The 22,362-nt window shown below is 64.6% G+C and carries 21 protein-coding genes and 1 pseudogene; 3 read left to right on the top strand and 19 right to left on the bottom strand.

The window, feature by feature from the left end; all coding sequences use genetic code 11:
• Positions 1 to 126: 126 nt before the first annotated feature.
• From EP376_RS23495 to sciP, 5 genes are all read right to left on the bottom strand, one after another.
• Positions 127 to 249, bottom strand: coding sequence for a hypothetical protein (locus EP376_RS23495; RefSeq protein WP_255519399.1), 123 nt, complete (start codon positions 247 to 249; stop codon positions 127 to 129).
• A 111-nt stretch (positions 250 to 360) separates the two neighbouring features.
• Positions 361 to 2,457 carry an ATP-dependent DNA helicase RecG gene (gene recG, locus EP376_RS04660; RefSeq protein ID WP_127654355.1) on the bottom strand — a complete coding sequence of 699 codons (2,097 nt, stop codon included), beginning with the start codon at positions 2,455 to 2,457 and terminating at the stop codon, positions 361 to 363.
• Positions 2,454 to 4,721 carry an NAD-dependent DNA ligase LigA gene (ligA, locus tag EP376_RS04655; protein ID WP_127654724.1) on the bottom strand — a complete coding sequence of 756 codons (2,268 nt, stop codon included), beginning with the start codon at positions 4,719 to 4,721 and terminating at the stop codon, positions 2,454 to 2,456. The genes recG and ligA overlap by 4 nt, the downstream gene beginning before the upstream one ends.
• Before the next feature lie 587 nt (positions 4,722 to 5,308).
• A complete protein-coding gene (gene ctrA / locus EP376_RS04650; protein WP_127654354.1) occupies positions 5,309 to 6,025 on the bottom strand; it encodes a response regulator transcription factor CtrA in 717 nt (238 codons plus the stop codon).
• A gap of 86 nt (positions 6,026 to 6,111) precedes the next feature.
• Positions 6,112 to 6,390, bottom strand: a complete 279-nt coding sequence (gene sciP, locus EP376_RS04645) for a CtrA inhibitor SciP (protein ID WP_127654353.1) — start codon at positions 6,388 to 6,390, stop codon at positions 6,112 to 6,114.
• A gap of 149 nt (positions 6,391 to 6,539) precedes the next feature.
• Between sciP and mnmA the strand changes: the two genes are divergently transcribed.
• Positions 6,540 to 7,679, top strand: coding sequence for a tRNA 2-thiouridine(34) synthase MnmA (gene mnmA, locus EP376_RS04640; RefSeq protein ID WP_127654352.1), 1,140 nt, complete (start codon positions 6,540 to 6,542; stop codon positions 7,677 to 7,679).
• Positions 7,594 to 8,517, top strand: a pseudogene (locus EP376_RS23285) (aminoglycoside phosphotransferase family protein). The gene mnmA and the pseudogene EP376_RS23285 overlap by 86 nt, the downstream one beginning before the upstream one ends.
• Here EP376_RS23285 and lpxB read toward each other — a convergent pair.
• The 14 genes from lpxB to pyrH all read right to left on the bottom strand — a co-directional run bounded on the left by lpxB (position 8,514) and on the right by pyrH (position 21,236).
• The gene (gene lpxB, locus EP376_RS04625) at positions 8,514 to 9,686 is read right to left on the bottom strand and encodes a lipid-A-disaccharide synthase (RefSeq protein ID WP_127654349.1); all 1,173 of its coding nucleotides are present in this window, start codon (positions 9,684 to 9,686) and stop codon (positions 8,514 to 8,516) included. The pseudogene EP376_RS23285 and the gene lpxB sit on opposite strands and share 4 nt — an antisense overlap.
• Positions 9,683 to 10,603, bottom strand: a complete 921-nt coding sequence (locus EP376_RS04620) for an LpxI family protein (RefSeq protein WP_127654348.1) — start codon at positions 10,601 to 10,603, stop codon at positions 9,683 to 9,685. Before EP376_RS04620 ends, lpxB begins: the two co-directional genes overlap by 4 nt.
• Entirely contained in the window at positions 10,600 to 11,382 is a 783-nt protein-coding gene (lpxA, locus tag EP376_RS04615) for an acyl-ACP--UDP-N-acetylglucosamine O-acyltransferase (protein ID WP_127654347.1), read from the bottom strand. The genes EP376_RS04620 and lpxA overlap by 4 nt, the downstream gene beginning before the upstream one ends.
• The gene (fabZ, locus tag EP376_RS04610) at positions 11,382 to 11,855 is read right to left on the bottom strand and encodes a 3-hydroxyacyl-ACP dehydratase FabZ (RefSeq protein WP_127654346.1); all 474 of its coding nucleotides are present in this window, start codon (positions 11,853 to 11,855) and stop codon (positions 11,382 to 11,384) included. Before fabZ ends, lpxA begins: the two co-directional genes overlap by 1 nt.
• A gap of 130 nt (positions 11,856 to 11,985) precedes the next feature.
• Entirely contained in the window at positions 11,986 to 12,603 is a 618-nt protein-coding gene (locus tag EP376_RS04605; protein ID WP_240652429.1) for an OmpH/Skp family outer membrane protein, read from the bottom strand.
• Between the two features lie 8 nt (positions 12,604 to 12,611).
• Positions 12,612 to 14,960 carry an outer membrane protein assembly factor BamA gene (bamA, locus tag EP376_RS04600; protein WP_127654344.1) on the bottom strand — a complete coding sequence of 783 codons (2,349 nt, stop codon included), beginning with the start codon at positions 14,958 to 14,960 and terminating at the stop codon, positions 12,612 to 12,614.
• Positions 14,961 to 15,082: 122 nt separating this feature from the next.
• Positions 15,083 to 15,217, bottom strand: a complete 135-nt coding sequence (locus EP376_RS23490) for a hypothetical protein (RefSeq protein ID WP_255519401.1) — start codon at positions 15,215 to 15,217, stop codon at positions 15,083 to 15,085.
• Between the two features lie 102 nt (positions 15,218 to 15,319).
• A complete protein-coding gene (gene rseP, locus EP376_RS04595; RefSeq protein WP_127654343.1) occupies positions 15,320 to 16,654 on the bottom strand; it encodes an RIP metalloprotease RseP in 1,335 nt (444 codons plus the stop codon).
• A 5-nt stretch (positions 16,655 to 16,659) separates the two neighbouring features.
• The gene (gene dxr / locus EP376_RS04590) at positions 16,660 to 17,829 is read right to left on the bottom strand and encodes a 1-deoxy-D-xylulose-5-phosphate reductoisomerase (RefSeq protein ID WP_127654342.1); all 1,170 of its coding nucleotides are present in this window, start codon (positions 17,827 to 17,829) and stop codon (positions 16,660 to 16,662) included.
• Positions 17,826 to 18,632 (bottom strand): phosphatidate cytidylyltransferase, encoded by an 807-nt coding sequence (locus EP376_RS04585; protein WP_127654341.1) that lies wholly within the window; start codon positions 18,630 to 18,632, stop codon positions 17,826 to 17,828. The genes dxr and EP376_RS04585 overlap by 4 nt, the downstream gene beginning before the upstream one ends.
• A 16-nt stretch (positions 18,633 to 18,648) precedes the next feature.
• A complete protein-coding gene (gene uppS, locus EP376_RS04580) occupies positions 18,649 to 19,383 on the bottom strand; it encodes a polyprenyl diphosphate synthase (RefSeq protein ID WP_127654340.1) in 735 nt (244 codons plus the stop codon).
• Between the two features lie 27 nt (positions 19,384 to 19,410).
• Positions 19,411 to 19,974 (bottom strand): ribosome recycling factor, encoded by a 564-nt coding sequence (gene frr, locus EP376_RS04575; RefSeq protein WP_127654339.1) that lies wholly within the window; start codon positions 19,972 to 19,974, stop codon positions 19,411 to 19,413.
• 120 nt (positions 19,975 to 20,094) lie between these two features.
• Positions 20,095 to 20,406, bottom strand: a complete 312-nt coding sequence (locus tag EP376_RS04570) for a hypothetical protein (protein WP_127654338.1) — start codon at positions 20,404 to 20,406, stop codon at positions 20,095 to 20,097.
• Between the two features lie 104 nt (positions 20,407 to 20,510).
• Entirely contained in the window at positions 20,511 to 21,236 is a 726-nt protein-coding gene (gene pyrH / locus EP376_RS04565; RefSeq protein ID WP_127654337.1) for a UMP kinase, read from the bottom strand.
• A 153-nt stretch (positions 21,237 to 21,389) separates the two neighbouring features.
• Here pyrH and miaA point away from each other — a divergent pair, with 153 nt between their 5' ends.
• Positions 21,390 to 22,268: a tRNA (adenosine(37)-N6)-dimethylallyltransferase MiaA gene (gene miaA / locus EP376_RS04560; RefSeq protein WP_127654336.1), complete on the top strand. Its 879-nt coding sequence runs from the start codon at positions 21,390 to 21,392 to the stop codon at positions 22,266 to 22,268.
• Positions 22,269 to 22,362: the final 94 nt, after the last annotated feature.

Genomic DNA, 22,362 nt, shown 5'->3' with positions numbered 1-22,362 from the left:
TGGGACACCGCTGGGCCCAGAACAGGGCAGGCAAAGCCCTGAAAGGATGGGTCGGACAGGCAAATCCGATATGCGGCCGGGACAGGCGGCACTGGTCAGCGGTACGAGACGCCGGGCAGAAACAGGTTACAGGATCGACGGCAGGCTGAGCCCTCCGATCAGGATCACGACAAGAGCGGCGGCACCCAAAGCATCCCCGAGAATCGTCGTCCGGGACCGGTCAATGATGTCTGCGACTTGGCGTGCCATGGTAAGCTCCTTCCTCTGTGTTGCTCCTTTGTTCTCATATCATTAACAATCTGTAAAGAACTAAATGAGAACAAAAGTGAACTTTCCGGGATTATTGCGTTCGGGACGGGATCAACCGACGCCGATCAACTGGATCGCGCGATCCTGTTCCATCAGCCACAGAAGCGTGCGCACCGCCGCGCCACGATCCGATGTCAGGTCGGGATCGTCCGACAGCAGCTTGCGCGCATCGCTCTGCGCAAGGGCCATCAGACCGGCCTGATTTTCCAGATCAGCGATGCGGAACCGTGGCAGACCCGATTGCGCGGTGCCGATCACGTCGCCCGCGCCGCGCATGGCAAGGTCTTCTTCGGCGATGCGGAATCCGTCCTCGGTTTCGCGTAGAATCTCCAGCCGCCGTTGTCCGGTTTCCGACAGGGGCGGCTGATACATCAGCAGGCAGGTCGATTTGGCCGCCCCGCGCCCCACCCGGCCGCGCAGCTGGTGCAGCTGGGCCAGCCCAAAGCTTTCGGCCCGCTCGATCACCATGATCGAGGCATTGGGCACATCGACGCCCACCTCGATCACGGTGGTGGCCACCAGAACCTTGGTCTCGTTCCGGGCAAAGGCCGCCATGGCCGCGTCTTTTTCGGAAGGCGGCAATTGACCGTGAACCAGCCCCACGACCCCCTCGCCCAGGGCCGCGCGCAGGTGTTTGAACCGCTCCTCGGCGGCGGTCATGTCGCTGACCTCGCTCTCCTCGACCAAGGGGCAGACCCAATAGGCCTGCCGGCCCTCGGCCACGGCGCTGCGCAGATGTTCGACCACCTCGCCCATGCGGCCCGTCGAGACGAGCGCGGTCGTCACCGGCGTGCGCCCGGGCGGTTTTTCATCGAGAACCGAGATATCCATATCGCCGTATTGCGCCAGCGACAGCGATCGCGGGATCGGCGTGGCCGTCATCACCAGCACGTCGACACCGTCGCCCTTGGCGCCCAGTTCCATCCGCTGAGCCACGCCAAAGCGGTGCTGTTCATCGACGATCGCGAGGCGCAGATCGTGGAAATGCACATCCTTCTGAAACACGGCATGGGTGCCCACGAGGATCCCGATCCGGCCATCGGCAAGAGCGGCGAGCTTTTCCGCGCGCTCGCGCCCCTTGTCACGCCCGGTGAGCAATTCCAACCGGATGTCGGCCGCCGCCGCCAGTGGCGCGAGCCCTGCCAGATGCTGACGGGCGAGGATTTCGGTCGGCGCCATCATGACCCCCTGTCCGCCCGCTTCCACCGCGATCAGAAGCGCCATCAGCGCAACCAGCGTCTTGCCCGCGCCCACGTCGCCCTGAAGCAGGCGGTTCATCCGTAGCGGTCCGGCCATGTCCGCCGCGATCTCCTCGACCGCACGGCGCTGTGCGGATGTGGGCGAATAGGGCAAGGCGGCTGTCACCATGGCGCGCAGCGCGCCCGTGCCTTCGGTCGGACGCCCGCGTTTGCGGCGCACGCGCGCACGGGCGAGCGCAAGCGTCACCTGATGGGCGAAAACCTCGTCATAGGCCAGCCGAAGCCGGGGCAGCGCAGTGGCCGCGATCTCGGTCGCGGCCTCGGGCCGGTGGGCGCGGCGCAGAGCTTCGGCCCAGCCGGGCCAGCCCTCGCGCGCCATCAGGCCGGGGTCGATCCATTCCGGCAGGTCGGGCAGCAGCTCCAGCGCATTGGCGGTGGCCTTCCACATCAGTTTCTGCGTGACCCCGCCATGCAGCGGGTAGACCGGTTCGAATTCGGGGATATCGCCGGCCTCGTCCGGGCGCAGAACGTGATCGGGATGGGCCATCTGCGGCACCCCGTCGAACAGCTCGACCCGGCCCGAAACGATCCGCTTCTGCCCCGTGGGCAGAAGCCGTGTGAGATAATCGCCGCGGGCGTGGAAATAGACGATCTCGAACGGCGTTCGCGAATCCTCGACCATGATCCTGTAGGGTCGGCCCTTGCGCGCGGGCGGATTATGGGCGCCCACCGTGACCTCGACCGTGGCGACGGCAGGGGCGCGCACATCAAGAACCGACGCCTTGCGCGACCGGTCGATCCCCGAGGCCGGCAGCGTCATCAACAGGTCTCGGGGCTTTTCGATCCCGGCCTGGGCAAGCGTGGCCTCGGTCTTGGGGCCGATCCCATCCAGCCCCGACATCGCCCCGAAGAGGGGCCAGAGTATCTCGGGCCGGCCGCGCGCCGTCATCCGCCATCCCCGATCAGCGACAGCCAGCCATCCTCGTCGATGGTGCGGATGCCCAGTTCGGCCGCCTTGGTGGCCTTCGACCCCGCGCCCGGCCCCGCGACAAGAAGATCGGTCTTGGCACTGACCGAGCCCGACACCTTGGCGCCGAGGGATTCGGCCCGGGCCTTGGCCTCGGCGCGCGTCATCTTTTCGAGGCTTCCCGTGAAAACGACCGTCAGCCCGGCAACCGGGCTTTCCTCGGCGCGTGCCTCGGGGGGGTCGATCTCGAGATGCGCGATCAGTCTCTCTATCGAGGCGCGTTCCTCGGGCTGCGAGAGCGTGGTGACCAGCGACGCGGCAAGCACCGCGCCCACACCCTCGATATCCAGCAGCTCGGACCAGGCGGCGATCGCCGCATCCGGCACGTCAGGCGGGCTGGCCCAGACCGCATCCCTTGCCTTCTTGATCGTGGCACGCCGCCCCTCTTCTGCGGCGGCCGCGCGCTCCTCCTCCTCCGCCTGATCGGCGGCGAGGTGGCGCAGCGCGGCCGGGTGAGCCGCGTCGACCGTCTGTGCCAGCGCCTCCCAGGTTTCGAAGGCCCGCGCGAAATCCTTGGCGGCGACCTCGCCCAGATGCCGGATACCAAGGCCAAAGAGCAGACGCTCGAACGGGATGCGCCGACGTTCCTCGATGGCGGCAAACAGGTTCTCGGCCGATTTTTCGCCAAAGCCGTCACGGTTCTTCAACCGGGCGAGGTTCTTGGCGTCGCGGTCCTTCAGCGTGAAGATATCCGCAGGCTCACGGATCGGAAGGGTCTCATCCTCGAAGAACATCTCGATCTGTTTCGCGCCCAGCCCCTCGATGTCGAAGGCCGCGCGCGAGACGAAATGCTTCAGCTTTTCGACGGCCTGCGCGGGGCAGATCAGACCACCTGTGCAGCGGCGCACACTGTCGCCGGGCTCGCGGATCGCTTCGGATCCGCATTCGGGGCAGGTCTCGGGAAAGACATAGGGCGCGGCCCCTTCGGGCCGTTTGGACAGGTCGACATCGGCGACCTTGGGGATCACGTCGCCCGCGCGATACACCTGCACCCAGTCGCCCACGCGAATGTCTTTGCCGTCACGGATCGGCTGGCCCGAGGAATCGCGCCCGGCGATGTAATCCTCATTGTGCAGCGTCGCGTTGGACACCACGACCCCGCCGACCGTGACCGGCGTCAGCCGCGCCACAGGGCTGAGCGCGCCGGTGCGGCCGACCTGGATGTCGATCGCCTCGAGCCGAGTCCAGGCCAGCTCGGCCGGAAATTTATGCGCGACCGCCCAGCGGGGCGTCGTCGCCCGAAAGCCCAGCCGGCGTTGCAGATCAAGGTCGTCGACCTTGTAGACGACACCGTCGATATCATAGTCGAGCGTAGCGCGTTGCGCCTCGATCTCGCGATATACCGCGATCAGGTCATCCGGTCCGTCACAACGCCGGGTCAACGGATTCGTCACGAAACCCAGCGCATCCAGCCGCGCGATGGCCTCCCATTGGGTGGCGGCCAGCGGTTCGGACAACTCGCCCCAGGCATAGGCAAAGAACTTCAGGGGCCGCGACCGTGTGATCCGCGCATCAAGCTGCCGGAGCGACCCGGCGGCGGCATTGCGCGGGTTGGCGAAAGTCTTGCTGCCCTCGGCCTCGGCACGTTCGTTGAGAGCCGCGAAATCGGCGTGGCTCATGTAGACTTCGCCGCGCACCTCGAGGATGTCGGGCGCACCCTCGAGCGACGTGGGAACATCGTCAATTGTCAGCGCATTGGCTGTGACGTTCTCGCCCGTCGTGCCATCGCCCCGGGTTGCCGCCTGAACGAGGGACCCGCCCTCGTAGCGGAGCGACAGCGACAGGCCATCGATCTTGGGTTCGGCCGTGAAGGCCAGCGGCGCCGATGGGCCGAGGTTCAGAAAGCTGCGGATGCGCGCGTCGAATTCGGCGACCTCGGCATCGTCGAAGGCATTGCCAAGGCTGAGCATCGGCAGGGCATGGCGGACCTTGCCGAAACCTTCCGACGGCCGCGCGCCGACCTGATCGCTGGGGCTGTCGGCCCGCTTGAGGTCGGGAAACGCAGCCTCGATCTCGGCGTTCAGATGCCGCAAGGCATCGAAATCCGCGTCCGACAGGATCGGCGCATCCTCGGTGTGATAAGCCTCGTTCGCCCGGGCAATGATCTCCGCCAGTCGGGCCAGCGCAACGGCTGCGGTCTCGGGCGTCAGATCTGCCACCCGGGTGCCAAGGATGGCGCGGGTCATGACCTGTGGATCAGAGGGATCATCCCGCGTCACTGTAGAATTCTGGGCCACGGCACCCCCCGGTTCGGATTGCAGAACGGGGCCGTCGAGCCTGCCCCTGCCATGGTTCTAGGAGCAAGGCCTGCGGCCGTCCAGCATCGCGGCGCAGGGACATGCCATGGACAGGTAGAAATGGCACCGATCAAGTCGTGGAACAGCTCCATCGAGCCGGGCAAGTCGCGGGCCGCGCGGCCCGCCTCACCGACCGGCGCTCGGCCGCACGAAAAGGGCTTGGTCGTTTGGGCCGGGACCAGAGATGTCTTGTATGTCCCGTCCTGCGCCGAGCCCGAAATGGCAGGAACGCGGTCCCGGCAGGGGCCCTCTTTCGGCGTCATCCAGGTACGGATCAGGACACCCGCATGACTATGATATCGCCAATGATCCTTTGCCCGGACGCCGATGGATCGGGAGCGCAAGTTCCAGAACCGTTATCGCCGGCACGACAACTCGGTTTGGGTGCGGGGGGCATAATTGCGTCCCCGCACCCGATGGGACCCGTGAGTGGGTCATCTCTCGCGACACGCACTCCGATAGCCGGAGCTCAGACCTCAGGCACCCAGGGCCAATGCCTCCTCGGCTTCTGCTGCGCGTTTGTCGTCCCGCAGCACATAGCCGCGGCCCCAGACCGTTTCGATGTGGTTTTCGCCACCTGTGGCCTGGCTCAGTTTCTTGCGGAGCTTGCAGATGAAGACGTCGATGATCTTGAGTTCGGGTTCATCCATCCCGCCATACAGGTGGTTCAGGAACATCTCCTTTGTCAGGGTCGTGCCCTTTCGCAGGCTGAGAAGCTCCAGCATCTGGTATTCCTTGCCCGTCAGATGGACCGGCTTGTCATCGACCTCGACCGTCTTGGCATCAAGATTGACGGCGATTTTCCCGGTCTGGATGATCGACTGTGAATGCCCCTTTGAGCGTCGGATAATCGCATGGATGCGCGCCACAAGCTCTTCGCGGTGGAACGGCTTGGTCAGGTAGTCGTCCGCACCGAAGCCAAAGCCCTTGATCTTGCTTTCGGTGCCATCCTCGCCCGACAGGATCAGGATCGGCGTGTCGATCCGGGCCACGCGCAATTGACGCAGAACCTCGAGCCCGCTGATATCGGGCAGGTTCAGGTCGAGGAGGACGATGTCGTAGTCATAAAGCTTTGCAAGGTCGACCGCCTCCTCCCCCATGTTTGTCGCATAGACGTTGAGATTCGCATGAGTCAGCATCATCTCGATGCTCCGAGCGGTGGCGGGATCGTCCTCTACCAGCAATACGCGCATTCCGAAGTCTCCATGTTCCTATCCCGTTCTTGATGACTCGGAATGGTTAATCGCACGTTACTTCAGATGAATGATGCCACTACCACCTATGGTTGTCTATACTTTTGCACAGCTGTCGCTCTGAGTGCAGATTCGCCGTGTCGTTCAATGCAATCCTCCCAGTGGCTGAACTCCTCGTCCGACAGGCCATAGGTCTCGAGCGCAGTGTTGCGCGAAAGCAATCCCGCGGCCACCGCCCGCACCACCGCCGCCTTGCGTGATGCGACCCAGCGTCGGGTATCCGCGGGCGGCAGGTCGGCCCGGGTCATCACGGTTCCATCCTTGAGCCGGACCGACCGCGGCCCTTCGACTTTTCGCAGATACATGTCTCACCCCGATAATTATCCACATGCCGCGATTTTTCGCACTCAGGGTTTATTCATCGTGAAACCGGGGCTTGAGAGTATGTGGCATTTTCCTATATTCCCACGGATTTCCGGTTCATAAGAGAAATCCGCCCCGAAGGGACCTGTCCATGCCTCTCGATCCTGCGCTGAATTCACTTGGCCTGCCCAAGCCACCGGCCGAGACACGTGTCGTCGTGGCGATGTCGGGCGGCGTGGATTCCTCCGTCGTCGCCGCCGAACTGGCGGGCGAAGGCTATGACGTGGTGGGTGTCACGCTCCAGCTTTACGATCATGGCGCGGCGCTTGCGAAGAAGGGCGCCTGCTGCGCGGGCCGCGATATCCACGATGCGCGCCGCGTGGCCGAGACCATGGGCTTCCCGCATTACGTGCTGGACTACGAGAATACCTTCCGCGAAGCGGTGATCGATGAATTCGCCGACAGCTATCTGGCTGGCGCAACGCCCGTTCCCTGCATCCGGTGCAACGAACGGGTGAAATTTCGCGACCTGCTGGAAACGGCAAAGGACCTCGATGCAGATTGCATGGCGACCGGCCATTACATCCAGCGCAAGATGGGGATGGCGGGGCCAGAGCTGCACATGGCCGCCGATCACGCCCGCGATCAGAGCTATTTCCTGTTCTCGACCACCGCCGAACAGCTGTCATACCTGCGCTTTCCTCTGGGGCATCTGCGATCGAAGGCCGAGACGCGCGCGCTTGCGGCCCGGCACGGGCTGCCGGTTGCGGACAAGCCCGATAGCCAGGACATCTGTTTCGTGCCGAACGGCGATTATGCCGCCGTGATCGAGAAATTGCGCCCCGGCGCGGCCGATCCGGGCGAGATCGTGCACGCGGACGGGCGGGTTCTGGGCACCCATGGTGGCGTGATCCACTACACCATCGGTCAGCGACGGGGCCTTGGCATCGGCGGCCTGTCCGAACCGCTTTATGTCGTGCGGCTCGACGTGGAGGCGCGGCGCGTGATCGTCGGCCCCAAAGAGATGCTCTCCACCCGGGTGATTCCGGTGCGCGAGATCAACTGGCTGGGGGACGAACCCTTTGCCTCGCGCGCCGAATGGCCGCTGGCGGTCAAGGTCCGCTCGACCCGACCACCCACAGACGCGGTGATCCGGCCCACCGGGCCCACGACGGCCGAGGTCGAATTGCTGACCCCCGAAGAGGGTGTCAGCCCCGGTCAGGCCTGCGTATTCTACGACCCCGAGGGCAGCCGGGTGTTCGGAGGCGGCTGGATCTGGCGTGGCGCCTGACCGGCTGGGCCGTGCCTGCACGGCCCTTGGCGTCGCGGACCCGACCCTGATCGCAACCACCCTGTCGAGCCATGTGTTCCGGGTGGCGCTGCCCGACGGCACGCCGGCCGCGCTGAAACTTCTGACGGACGCGGGCCGGGAGGAACTGACCGGCGCGCGGTTCATGATCTGGCGCGACGGGGCTGGCACGGCCCGCGTGCTGGGCATGCACGACGATGCGATCCTGATCGAATGGCTGGACGGGCCGTCGCTTGGCGAGGTGATGCGCGCCGGCGATGTGGCCCGGGGGATCGACGTTATCGCAGACCTCCTGCCCCGGCTTCACGCGCGGGGGCGGACCCCCTGCCCGCCTCTGCAATCACTCTAGGATCGGTTCGGCGCGCTCTTAGGTACTGATCTGTCGCGCGTGCCGCCTGCCCTGCGGGGCGACATCGCACGCGCCGCCCAGCTCGCCCGGCAGTGCCTTGCGCAATCGGGCACTGCCATTCCGCTCCATGGCGATCTGCATCACGACAACATCATGGGCCAGGGCCGGAACTGGCGGGCCATCGACGCCAAGGGCGTGATCGGCTGCCGGGGATACGAGGTGGCGAATAGCTTCGGCAATCCGCTCGGCATGCCGGAGCTCACGCAAGACCCAGCCTATCACAGCGCGCTCGCATCGCGATTTTCAAGCGTGCTCGATCTGGCGGAACGGCGGATCCGGGAATGGGCCGCCGCGCATATGGGCCTCGCGCTGTGCTGGCATCTGGAGAGCGGCGAGGCCGGCATATCCGGGTGGGACAAGACCCTGCCCATCCTTCTGGCAGGCGTCGACATGGCGAAGAGTTCGGACTAGTGGCCCGCGCGGTCCAGCTGGCGCAGGATCGAGATCGCCGCCCGCTCCCCCGGGGGGAGACCAGTGCGGCCCAACCGGTCCATCGTCAGAGACAACGCGGCTTGCTGCGCCCCCGGATCGTCCAGCAGGGCCAGCACCGCTTCGGCCATGGGCGTGGGCCTGCAGGCCTTGCCCAGAAACTCGGGCACGGCGCGGGTGTCGCTGACAAGGTTCACCAGCGTCACCGTATCGACCATCAGCATCCGCGAGACGATCTGCCGGGTGATCCAGTTCATGTCATAGCCGATCACCATCGGCGTGCCCGAGGCCGCCAGTTCCAGCGACACCGTGCCGGACGCCGCCAGAGCGACATCAGCGGCGGCAAAGGCCGCGCGCTTGGCGGCCTGCGTGACCGCGTCCGTCGCGGGTGCAAGGATCAGCGGCGCGCCGGGCCAGTCGCGCACCAGATCCTCGAGTTCCGACATAACCGAGCCGGCCGCGGGGATCACGATCCGCGCGCCGGGGCGTTCGCCCAGCACCCGGGCCAGCGTCTCACCGAAGATCGGGGCCAGCCGGGTCACCTCGCCCCTGCGCGACCCCGGCAGCGCGAGGATCACGGGCGCATCGTCCAGACCATAGGTCGCCCGAAAGGCCCGTGCCTCTTCCGGGCTGGCGGTCGGCTCGGCCACCACGGGGTGGCCCACGAAATCACACGTGACGCCGGCGACCTCCATCATCGGCGGCTCGAACGGCAAAAGCGCCAGAACGTGATCGACGCATCGGGCCATCTTTTCCGCCCGCCCGGGCCGCCACGCCCAGACCGAGGGGGCAACGTAGTGCACCAGACGCGGCCGCGAGGCAGAACGTCTCGCCCGCACCATCCGCGCGACGCGCAGGCAGAAATCGGGACTGTCGATCGTCAGCACGATATCGGCATCAAAGGCGATCGCCGCCTCGGCGGTTTCGCGGATCCGGCGTTTGAGGTGGCGGTACTTCGGCAGGATCTCGGCCAGCCCCATCACGGATAATTCCGACATCGGGAAAAGGCTTTTCAGCCCTTCGCCTTTCATCAGCGGGCCGCCCACGCCCGCGAATTCGATTTCGCCTTCGACCTTGGCGCGCAGTGCCGACATCACCGCCTGTCCCAGCTTGTCGCCCGAGGGCTCACCGGCGACGACAAAGACCCTCACGCCGCGCCCCCGTGTGGGCGGACCCAAAGATGGGCGCCTGCCGCATCGAGCGTGGCAATCGTGCGGGTCCGGTCCACGATCATCACACCACCCTCTTCTATGACGATCCCGCTCAGCCCGGCCTCGACCGCGCGCCGCGCGGTTTCGGGGCCGATGACGGGCAGATCGGCGCGCCGGTCCTGCCCGGGCTTCGGTGCCTTGAACAGGATCGCGCCACTGCCTTTCCGGCCCTCGCTGGTGTTCGACAGCCAATCGGCCGCGTCACCCACCAGATCGGTGGCCGTATCGAACAGCCAGCTGACCGGATCGGCCGGTGGCCGTGAAGGCCGCGGCGCCCCCTTGAGCCCGTCAAGCATCGCGTCGGTGCCCTCGGGCCCTTCACGGGCAATCACCTGTCCTTCGCGGACGACACAGGCCTGACCGGCATCGGCCAGACCCATGCGCGCCACCTCGGCCTCGCCTGCGGCGGCGTCAACCTCGGTTCCCGGCGGAGGGGCGGCGGCGGTGAGCACACCTGACGGCGGCAACAGGTCAGGGACAAGATCCTGTACCGCGCGGATGGCAAAGCCCCTGTCTTCGAGAATCGAGATCAGCGCACGCAGGGTACCGTCATCGCCCCGGGCCAGAGCCGCCGACAGGCGCGACATCAGGGGCCGGGTCTCAGCATCCAGACGCGCCGGATCAAGTGCGGGGCGATCCAGCGCGCCCACGAGGCACAGATCCGTGACGCCCATCAGACGTAGCGTTTCAAGGGTGCTGCCCAAAGTCTCGAGCCGGTAGCCCAGCCGGGGGACGGCAACCGAGATCGCGGGCGTCTGGCCCTCCAACTCGCACACGACGGGAACACGGCCGTCTTGCCGCAGATGACGGGCAACGATGTCCGGCAATGCGCCGCGTCCTGCGAAAAGACCGATCATCGCGGGGTCAGGAATTGCCGATCGGATTCGCCGGTCACGAAGGCCACGAGTTCCGCCACGAGATCGCTGTCGCTACTCGCACCTAATGCGCGGGCCCTGTCGACGAAGCTGCCGTCGCCTGCGCGGATTGCCTCGAAGGCGCCGCGCAGGGCGTTGATCTCGTCGCGCGCCACGCCACGGCGTTTCAGACCGACGAGGTTCAGCCCGTCCAGCTCGGCCCGCGGACCCTGCACCAGACCGTTGGGGATGACGTCATGGGTCACCATCGACAGGGCCCCGATGATCGCCCCGCGCCCGATCCGCACCCATTGGTGCACGCCCGCAAGCCCACCCACGATCACCTGATCGCCGATCCGGCAATGCCCCGCGATCGAGGCATGATTGACAAGGATCACGCCATTCCCGATCCGGACGTCATGGGCCACGTGGGCGCCCGCCATCAGAAGGCAATCGTCGCCGATCTCGGTCAACCCGCCGCCACCTTCGGTGCCGATATTGATCGTGACATGTTCGCGGATACGGGTGCCCGCCCCGATCCTGAGCCGGGTCGCCTCGCCGCGATATTTCAGATCCTGCGGCACCTCGCCTATGACCGCGAAGGGCCAGATGGTGGTGCCCGGCCCGATTTCGGTCGCGCCCATGACGACCACATGGGATTTCAGGCTCACCCCCGCGCCAAGGACAACCTCTCCGCCCACATGGCAGAATGGCCCGATCGTGACATCCGGGCCGATTTCGGCCCCGTCCTCGATCACCGCGCTGGGATGGATCCCGGACATCACCCTGCTTTCGTGTCCATCATGGCAGAGAATTCGGCCTCTGCGGCGAGTTCACCGTCAACGGTCGCGACGCCGCGGAATTTCCAGACCTTGCCGCCCGGCTTGCCGCGAAGCGTCGTCAGTTCCATGCGCAGCTGATCGCCCGGGATTACCTTGCGGCGGAACTTGCAGCCGTCGATCGCCATGAAATAGATCAGCAGGTCGCCGTCCGTCAGATCAAGCGTCGTGCCGACCATCACGGCCGCGGTCTGCGCCATCGCCTCGACGATGGTCACGCCGGGCATGATCGGCTGTCCGGGGAAATGGCCCTGAAAATGGGGCTCGTTCATCGTGACGTTCTTGATCCCGATGGCCGAACTTGTGCCGTCGATATCCGTCACCCTGTCGACCAGCAGGAACGGGTATCTGTGCGGCAGGATCCGCTGGATCAGCTGGATGTCGGCCTCGGTCGGGGTGGTGGCGGTGTCGGTCATTCACGAATTCCTTGGAGGTGTCGGTCAGCCGCGCGGGGGCGGTGCCGAAGTCGGTATCGGCCGCGCTCGGCCCGGGACTGACTAGCAATCCCGATGGCGGGCGGCAACCCACAGGCCACCGGCCTGCGCGCTACTCTTGGGTCGGTTGCCCGATTTCGACACCGGCGCCGATTTCAGCGTCAATCGCCTCGATCGCGGCATCGGTGACGTCGACGATCCCCACCCCGAGGAACACCGTCCGCCGGTCAAGGATCACGACCGCCCCGCGATCCAGCATCAGGCGGCCGAGGATCGGGGTCGCCGTGGAGAGAAACGCCTCCTGACCATCGGCGAGGCGTTCCTGCAAGGCCCGTTCCTTGGCGTCCTGTTCCTGACGGATCCGCTGAACGCGGGCATCGAAGGCATCGGCCTCCTGCCGGAATGTGGCGACATCCATATCCGCGCGCCGCTCTGTCAGACTGCGTTCTTCTTCTTTCAGTTCACCCTCGATGCGGCGGTTCTCGGCGGCCAGTGCCTCGGTTGCCTCGCCCAGCTCCGACAGTACGCGCTGACCGAAGAGTGAATCGCCGAACAACCGATCCGTATCGATGGTCAGAACCGGGCTGCGTACCTGGTTCGATGCCGGCCCGTCGATCTGGACGGGCGCGCTCGGCGGCACCGGGGCCTCTTGCTGTGCGACGGCCATCGATGCCAGCGTGAACACCGCAAGGATCGCCCCTGCGCCCCCGGTCCACAGCCCTCGCGGCACCTGTCGCATCAGAAGCTGGTCGAAACCGTGAGATCGAAGCTCTTGGGCCTGTCGAACTCTTCGGCCAGAAGCGGTTCGGTGAAGTTGAACCGCAAGGGACCGATCGGCGTTTCCCAGAAGATGGACAAGCCTCCGACGGCACGCGGGGTGAAGTCGTTGTAGAGAACATCGGCCTCGCTCAGCGAGCGCAGGTCGCCCACCGACCAGAGCGAGCCGTAATCGACAAAGGCGCCGCCGCTGATGCCGTATTCTTCGGGCAGGCCGATGGGGAATTGCGCCTCGAGACGGGCCACGGCGAAGATTTCGCCCCCCAGCGCGTCATCGGTCGCGGCGTCTCGGGGGCCGATGCCGCCCGGCTCGAAGCCGCGCATCACGCTCGATCCCATGAAATAGCGGTCGGTCACGCGGCTCGCCCCGTCGAAGTAGTTGAGAACACCCCCCTCGAGAACTGCCCGCAGGGTCACATCCTCGCGCAGCACCCGTGCCTCGGCCGCGATCAGCGCCGATGTCCGGAGGAAGTTGCTGTCGCCAACACCCAGTTCCTGACCAAAGCGGAACAGGATGCCTGCGGTGGGATCGATGCCCTCGCGCCGCGTATCGAAACTGTAGGAATAGCCAAGCGAATTCGTCCAGACGCCGCCTTCATCCGCCTCGTCGAAGATCAGAAGGCTGGCCCGATCCGCAGGCGCATCGGTGCGTTCGCCGCTGACATCGGTGATGTCGGTGTATTCGGCCGCATAGAAGACCGTCAGACGGCCATTCTCGCTCACCGGGAAGCGCAGGGCCGGGGTCACGCGGAACGTCTCGGTGTCGTAAAGCGCGTTCTGGTTGTCGGTGGTCCGGTAATCCAGCCCGAACGAGAACCGAAGGTCGCGGCCCAGGAGCTGGGGTTCGGCGAAGTTGAACGCCAAAACGCGGTTGCTGGCGCCGGTGGACAGTTCGAAACTCAGGTTCTGGCCCCGACCGAGGAAGTTGCGTTCGCGATAGGACGCCAGAAGCGAGACCCCGAAATCGGTCGAGTAGTTTGCTCCGAACGAAAGCGATCCCGTCGGCGCCTCGATCACATTGACATCGACCACCACCTGATCCGGCGCCGAGCCCTCCCGCGTGTTGACGTCCGTCGCCCCGAAGAACGACAGCGCGCGAATACGCTCTGCCGCCTGACGGATCGCGCGCGGGTTGAAGGGGTCGCCTTCGACGATATCGAACTGGCTGCGCACGACACGATCAAGCGTGGTGTTGTTGCCCTCGATGTCGATCCTTTCGACGAACAGACGCTCGCCGCGGACAAGGACATATTCAACATTCAGAAGAAGATTGCGGTCATCACGGGTGATGCGCGGCTCGACCGTCAGGAAATTGATGCCCTGGCGCAGGGCCAGACGTTCCAGCCGCTCGATATCCTGATCGACCGTTTCGGGCGAATAGACGGCGCCGGGACGGGTCCGCAACACGGCCTCGAACTCCTCGGCACTCGCTTCGGGGATCGTCGTCGAAAGCGAGACGTCGCCAAACCGGAACTGCTGACCTTCCTGCACGTTGAAGGTGATCAGATAGGCCTCGCGGTCGCGGGTCAGCGCCACGTCGACGTTCAGGACCTGGAAATCGGCATAGCCGCGGCTGAGATAGAAATCGGTGAGCATCCGGCGGTCGGCGGCAATCCGGTCGGCAATGAAGGTATCGCGCCCGACCAGCGCCCGCAGAAGCCCCGCCTGTTTAGATTCGAGAACGCCGCGCAGCCGATAGTCGCCGAACGAACGGTTGCCGACAAAGCTGATCCGTTCGATCTCGGTGATCCCGCCTTCGGTGATCTCGAACACCAGATCGACGCGGTTGTCGGCGCGGCGAATGATCGCCGGCGTCACGACGGCGTTGATCCGGCCCTCGTTCGCATAGGCCTGCGTGATGGCGCGCACATCGGCCTCGGCCTGTGCGGGGCTGTAGACACGCCGTTCGCGTGAGCCGACGACAGTTTCAAGCTCGGCATCCGAGACGCGGCGATTGCCTTCGAAATTGATGCGGTTGATCGTGGGATATTCGCTGACGCGGATGACAAGACGGCCGCCTTGGGGAATCAGATCGACCGTTTCGAACAGGCCCGTCGCCCGTATTGCCTGTGCCGCATCATTCAGCTCGCCCCCGCTGAGTGCCTGCCCCGTGTTCAATCCGGCGAAATTGATCACCGCCGCATCGCCCACGCGCTGGTTTCCCTCGACCTGGATCGACGAAAACTGAAAGGTCTGGGCCGCAACGTGCTCCGGAGAAAGAAGGACGCTTGCGATGGCAAGTGTCAGGACAGCCCAGAGGCGTGTCAGCCGTATGGCCGCGTCAGCCACGGCTCCCAGAATTCGCGTCATTTCTTCCCGCCCAGAGCAGCTAACAGGTTGGAACGGAGTATCGGGATTGTCGGGCCTTGTCAAAACGAAGACGCGCGCCCGGAGGCGCGCGCAAGCGGTTCGGCGAAACGTGGCTGATGGCGTCAGAAGATGCCCAATGTTCCGACCCACGCACCGGCACAAAGCGCCACGATGCAGGTCAGGACATAAAGGATACGGTCCCAGTTCAGGTTGAACAGGACGCTCAGCCCACGAGTGCTGTTCAGGATCGTCTGCATGAAAGCCTCCGACAAATCAGCGAATGGTTTTATTGCCTTGGGTCGATGTTCTCGCCAGAAAATCTGTCGGAAATATGGCGCGGGGCGCCTATTCGGACGAAATCAGGGGCAAAGCCACAGATCATTTGCGATCGCAAAGATCATCAGCGTCCCGATCAGGGCCAGTCCGATCGACATCAGGATCCGCAGGGCCGCGTCACTGGGCGGCTTGCCGGTGATCCCCTCATAGGCATGAAACACGAGGTGACCGCCATCGAGCACCGGAACCGGGAAAAGGTTCAAAAGCCCCACGGCCGTCGACAGGACGGCGACGAACCAGATGAAGCTCTGGCCACCCTGACTTGCCATGGCGCCGCTTGTCTGGGCGATTCCCACCGGACCGGAAAGATTGCAGGTCGAAATCGCGCCGGTGATCATGTGGCCAAGGCCTGACAGCGAACTCGTGATGATGAACCAGACCTGCTGCGCCGCCATCGAGAGCGCCTCGAACACGCCCGGACGCTCTGTTTCAAGATCGAAATGAACGCCGCCCGTGATCCCGATCAGCCAGCGAGTCTCGAACCCGCCCTCTGCCAGCGGAAGATCCATCCGACGCGGCGTCACGCTGAATTCGAGGGTCTCGCCATCGCGCCAGACATCCAGAAGAAGCGGCTGGCCGTTCGATTCGGTAACCTTTTCGACCAGTTGACCGAAGGCATAGATCGGCTCGCCATCCACGGCGAGGACCACGTCGCCTGGACGCATGTCAACGTCATAGGCCGCCGAAGCCGGGTTCAGGCCAAGCGCGATCGGCGGATAGGGCCAATGACCCGTGATATCAACGACATCACCGCCCCGCCGCACGGTATACCCGATCTCGGGCATCGGCGTCAGAGCGCCCATCGCAGCATAGAATTCCTCTATGGTTTCAACGGGCTGACCTTCAATGGCGATGATCTCATCCCCGGGTTCGAGGCCCGGCGCCATCACGTCAGGAAGCGGTTCGAGAGCCGCGACACGCGCCGGATCGGCGGGTTGACCCTGGGCAAACAGGACAGCGGCAAAGATCAGCAGCGACAGGATGAAGTTGAAGATCGGCCCTGCCGCCACGGTGGCGGACCGCGCCCAGAGCGGCGCGCCCAGCATCGTTCGGCGGCGGTCGATATCGGGAACCGCGTCGGCGCTGCCGACCGAGGCCGCATTGGCATCGCCCAGAAACTTGACGTAGCCGCCAAAGGGAAGTGCCGCGACCTGCCAGCGCGTCCCGCGCTTGTCGACCCGGCTCCAGAGAACAGGGCCGAACCCCAGCGAGAACACCTCGGGATGAATCCCGCTCCAGCGTCCGACGATGTAGTGGCCGTATTCATGGATCGCCACGATGATCGACAGGGCGACCACGAAGGCGGCAATCGTGAAGGCGGCATTGCCGAAACTGGGAAGAAACTGGGATGGATCCACGGCTGCTATCTCGTCTCTCTTATCACTTCGGTGGCCCGGATGCGGGCCAGCCGGTCTGCCTCGAGAACTGTATCTAGGGCAAGATGGACATTTTGCAGCCCGTCACTGGACGATATTCTGTTCATCGTCGCCTCGACGACCGGGGTCATCTCGGTAAAGCCGATCTCACCGTCGATAAAGGCATCGAGCGCGCGTTCCTTGGCCGCGTTGAAGACCGCGCCCGACAGGCCGCCCTCCTCCATCACCCGACGCGCAAGCGCGAGCGCGGGATAGCGGGCGGGATCTGGCGCGCGAAAGGTCATCTGCGCGACCTTGGCCAGATCGAGCCGTTCGACAGGTAGGTCGCGGCGTTCCGGCCAATGGAGCGCATAGCCAATGGCGTGGCGCATGTCCGGCGCGCCGATATGGGCCATCATCGCACCGTCGCGAAACCCGACAAGGCTGTGGATCAGGCTTTCGGGGTGGATCACGGCCTCGATCTGATCGGGACGCATCCCGAAGAACTCCTTGGCCTCGATCAATTCGAGCGCTTTGTTGAACATCGACGCCGAATCGATGGTGATCCGCTGTCCCATGTCCCAGTTGGGATGGGACGAGGCCTCGGCCAGCGTCGCGGTGGCAAGCTTGTCGAGCGGCCAGTCGCGGAACGCGCCACCCGAGGCCGTTACGACGATCCGTTCAACGGCAGCGATATCCTCGCCGACCAGGGCCTGAAAGATCGCCGAATGTTCGCTGTCGACGGGCAGGATCGTCGCGCCGTGATCCCGCGCATGGGACAGCAGGATCGGACCCGCAGTCACCAGCGATTCCTTGTTGGCCAGCGCCAGCGTCGTGCCCTGTTCAAGCGCGCGCCAGCCCGGTGCGAGGCCCGCGGCGCCAACGATGGCCGACATGATCCAGTCGGCAGGGCGGCTTGCCGCCTCCTCGATCGCGGCGGAGCCAACGGCGACCTCGATCCCCGTCCCCGACAGAAGATCGCGCAGCGCGGCATAGCCCGCCTCATCCTCGATCACGGCAACTTCGGCACGCAAGTCTTTGGCATCGCTTGCCAATTGCGCAACATTGCGCCCGCCCGTCAGCGCCACGACGTCATAGGAGTCGCGGTCACGGCGGATCAGGTCGAGCGTGCTCTGGCCGATGGAACCGGTCGCGCCAAGGATACTGATCCGTTTCAAAACGACAGCCCCGTGAAATAGGACAGAACCGTCACCGCAAGCATGAAGAGCGTGGCCCCCAGAAGCGCGTCGAACCGATCCAGCACACCACCATGGCCGGGGATCAGATCGGAGGAATCCTTGACGCCCACCCGCCGTTTCAGCGCACTTTCCGCGATATCGCCCATCTGCCCGGCAAAGCAGGTCAGGACCGATAACAGGATCAGCATCGGCCCGGCATCGGTCGAGATCATGAAGATGAATGCCAGACAGGCCGCCCCGACCCAGCCCGCGATGGTTCCGCTCCATGTCTTTTTCGGGCTGATCCGGGGCCAGAACTTCGGCCCACCTAACGTGCGCCCCGCGAAATAGCCGAACACGTCCGAGATCACGACGATCCCCACGATCCAGACGATCCAGACAAGGCCCAGCTCATTTCGGAACGACGCCAGACCCCATGCCGCAAGCTGAATGCCAAGCGCATAAATGGCGAACATCAGACCCATGCGCCGCGACAGGGCGAACCCGATGGCGGGCACGATCAGGAACAGAAGCAGACCCGGCGAGGTATCAATGGTCAACTGTCCGGACACGAGCGTCGATGTCAGGACACCAAGGATCAATGCGGGCACCGGGCGGTCCGGGTCGATCATCGACCACAATTCCCAGATCATCAGGCCCGCGACGAAGATCGCTAACATCTCGAACCACGGGCCACCGGCCCAGATCGCGGCGATTCCCACGACGGCAATCGCCAGTCCGGAAACGATTCGGGTCGTCAGATCCCCCCAACGGGCCGGTTCTGACGAAGGCTGATCCTGCACGTCTGTCTTGTCCGGTTCAGGCCTTCACGGCCCCGAAGCGACGATCCCGGGCCCCGTAATTCTGGACCAGACCGGCGAACACCTCGGCCGTGAAATCGGGCCAGAGCGTGTCGATGAATTCATATTCCGCATAGGCCGATTGCCACAGCAGGAAGTTCGAGATGCGCGCCTCACCGCTGGTGCGGATCACCAGGTCGGGATCGGGCAGCACATGAGTATCGAGGAACTTGGCCAGCGTCTCGGCATCCACGTCCTTGTGGGTGAGACGCCCGGCCTCGATTTCATAGGCCAGCCGCTTGGCCGCGCGAGTCAGCTCGTCCCGGCCGCCGTAATTCAGCGCAATCGTCAGGTTAACCCTGGAATTTCCGGACGTTAGAAGCTCAAGCTCATCCATGAGGGAGACGAGTTTCTCATCCAGCTTGACCCGGTCACCGATGAACCGGACGCGCACGCCCTCATCGAACAGGTCGCGCGCTTCGCGGGTGATATACCGGTGGAACAGCTTCATCAGACCGGCGACCTCGGTCTGGGTGCGTTTCCAGTTCTCGGTCGAAAAAGCAAAGATCGTGACGTATTTCACGCCCAGATCGGGACAGGCTTCGACGATCTCGCGCACGCGACGTGCTCCGGCATGGTGCCCGAACAGCCGTGGACGACCCCGGTTCTGGGCCCAGCGTCCATTTCCATCCATAATGATGGCAACGTGCTTCGGCCCTGTCGCGGGGCGGTCGTCCTGAATGTCACGGGCCATGCGTGGCCTCCCCTCATGCCATGCAGGTCAGACCTGCATGATTTCACCTTGCTTCGTTTCTAGCGTCTGGTCCACCAGCTTGATGTACTTGTCGGTCAGCTCCTGAACGGCGTCTTCCCAGAATTTCTGGTCGTCCTCGCTCATGCCATCTGCCTTGGCCTTCTTGATCTGATCCATGCCATCGCGCCGCACGTTGCGAATCGAAACGCGTCCGTGCTCGGCATATTGCGCGGCAACTTTGGTCAATTCACGGCGGCGTTCTTCGTTCAGCTCGGGAATCGGCAGCATGATGATCGTGCCGTTCAGCTGCGGGTTGATGCCAAGGCCCGAATTGCGGATCGCCTTTTCGACCTTATTGACCAACCCCTTGTCCCAGACGTTGATCGTGACCATCCGCGGCTCGGGGACGTTGACGGTGCCGACCTGGTTGATCGGGGTCATCTGGCCATAGGCCTCCACCATGACGGGCTCGAGCATCGAGGCCGAGGCCCGACCGGTGCGAAGAGACGCAAGTTCGGTGCGGAGATTGGCGATCGCGCCGTCCATGCGGCGGCCAAGGTCGTCGGTATCAAGTTCGAATTCTTCAGCCATGTCTTCTGCTCATTGTCCGGCCGTTTGGCACGACTTTTTAGGCTCTTACGGCAAAAGTCTTGGCTTGTATAGGTCGTGAACCGTCTTCATCGCCTTCTGTTGCAGGCAAAGACCCGCCGGTCAGGCAGCCTTTGTTTCAGAGGGTTCTTCCGGCTCGGAGGATACGGCGCTTTTCCCTGTGGTCTCTGCCTCGGGCGTTTCCGACGACTCGCCGGTCGGGGTCGGCGCGGGCAGCGCCTTGGCCTCGTCGGGCATCTGTTCGGGCCAGTCGATTTCGACGCCCGCGCCGGCGCCGCGCACGGTGATCGCCGGCTGTTCGGGCAGCGCGGCCAGAACCGCGTTCAACTCTTTCAGGGACCGTTCAGCCGTCTGGCGAAGGGTCTCGGCGGCGGCTTTCTTCGTGGGTTTCTTACCGAAGAGAAATTCGAACATGTGTGATTCTCCTGCTTGCAAACACCTCACTCATAGCTGTGCCGCAGCGCAGCAAGAGACAAGGGGAAAGCCGGAAAATTTTCCGCGCGCGGTCACCCCGCCGGTCAATCCTTGACGATGGTATAGGTGCCCTCGCCCGCCAGAATTCCGCGAAATCCGCCGGGCTCGTCGAGGCTGAACACGATGATCGGCAGGTGGTTGTCCCGCGCGAGCGCAATCGCCGAGGCATCCATCACGCCCAGATGCTGCTGCAGCACGTCATCATAGCTGATGACGTCGTAGCGCACCGCGTCGTCGTACTTGTTCGGATCCTTGTCATAGACGCCATCGACCTTGGTCCCCTTGAAGATCGCCTCGCAGGCCATCTCATTGGCGCGCAGCGTGGCGGCGGTATCGGTCGTGAAATAGGGGTTGCCGGTGCCAGCGGCGAAGATACAGACCCTCTTCTTTTCCAGATGGCGCACCGCGCGGCGGCGGATATAGGGTTCGGCCACCTCGTTCATCGTGATCGCACTGATCACCCGGGTAAAGACGCCCAGCCCTTCGAGCGCGCTTTGCATCGCCAGCGCATTCATCACCGTGGCAAGCATCCCCATGTAATCGGCCGTGGTGCGTTCCATCCCCTGGGCCGAGCCCTGAAGCCCGCGAAAGATGTTGCCGCCACCGATGACCATGCAGATTTCGACCCCGAGATCATGCACCGATTTCACCTCTCGGGCGATCCTCTCGACGGTGGGCGGATGCAGGCCGAACTGGGTCTCGCCCATCAGGGCCTCGCCCGAAATCTTGAGAAGGACGCGGCTGTATTTCTTGTTCTTGTGATCTGTCATGGGGGGCCTTTCCATCTGGGACGGCGCGTGACTTGTGGCCCCGTCCGATCCGCGTCTTTCGCTGGGGCGGAAAATGTCCGAAAACGGGCCGAGGTTCAACGGCGCGCGAACGGAAATCGCGGGCAATGACGAAATGAGAGGCGACGGCGCGCGATGGGGACCGACGAAATCCTTGAGACGATCGATCCCGACCGGCCCGTCCTGATTGCCGGTCCGACCGCGAGCGGCAAATCCGGTCTGGCGCTGGCCATCGCCGAACGGCAAGGCGGGATCGTCATCAATGCCGATGCATTGCAGGTGTTCGACGCCTGGCCGATCCTGACGGCGCAGCCCGACGCCGCAGACCGCGCCCGTGCGCCCCATGCGCTCTATGGGCATGTGCCTTACGACGCGCCCTATTCCGCGGGGGACTGGCTGCGCGACCTGCGCCCGTTGCTTGGAGGGGCGGATCGGCCGATCATCGTCGGCGGCACGGGGCTTTATTTCGTGGCGCTGACCCAAGGTCTGGCCGAGATCCCGCCCACGCCGCCCGCGATCCGGGCGGAGGGCGATGCCCTGCCCCTGACCGAACTGGTGGCCGCCCTCGACCCGCGCAGCCGCGCGGCGCTGGATCTGAACAATCGCGCACGCGTGCAACGCGCCTGGGAGGTTGCCCGCAACACAGGCCGCCCGATCACCGACTGGCAGGACGAGACGCCGCCGCCTGCCCTGCCCCTGACGCAGGCGACGGCCCTGTGCCTCGAGGCGCCACCCGACTGGCTCACCCCCCGGATCGAGGCCCGGTTCGACGCCATGCTCGACCACGGCGCCATCGACGAGGCGCGCGCCATGCGGCCCCGTTGGGACCCGACGCACCTGTCGTCACGGGCCATCGGCGCGGCCGAACTGATCGCCCATATCGACGGCGAGCTGACCCGGGACGAAGTGCGCGACCGCGCCGTCATCGCCTCACGTCAATATGCCAAGCGGCAGCGCACCTTCTTTCGCGCGCGTTCAGCCGGTTGGCGGATGATCACGGCCGCGACGCTGTAACAACGGGCGCTTTCAAGCTGTCCACCGACTTCTCCACAGGAAAATGGGGCGCGCCACAAATCCGCCATTGAAATTCGATACCGGGCCGCAGACA

The sequence above is a fragment of the Alexandriicola marinus genome (assembly GCF_004000435.1).
Classification (GTDB): domain Bacteria; phylum Pseudomonadota; class Alphaproteobacteria; order Rhodobacterales; family Rhodobacteraceae; genus Alexandriicola; species Alexandriicola marinus.
Note: the sequence above shows the minus strand (reverse complement) of the source record. Positions and strands in the feature narration are given on the sequence as shown.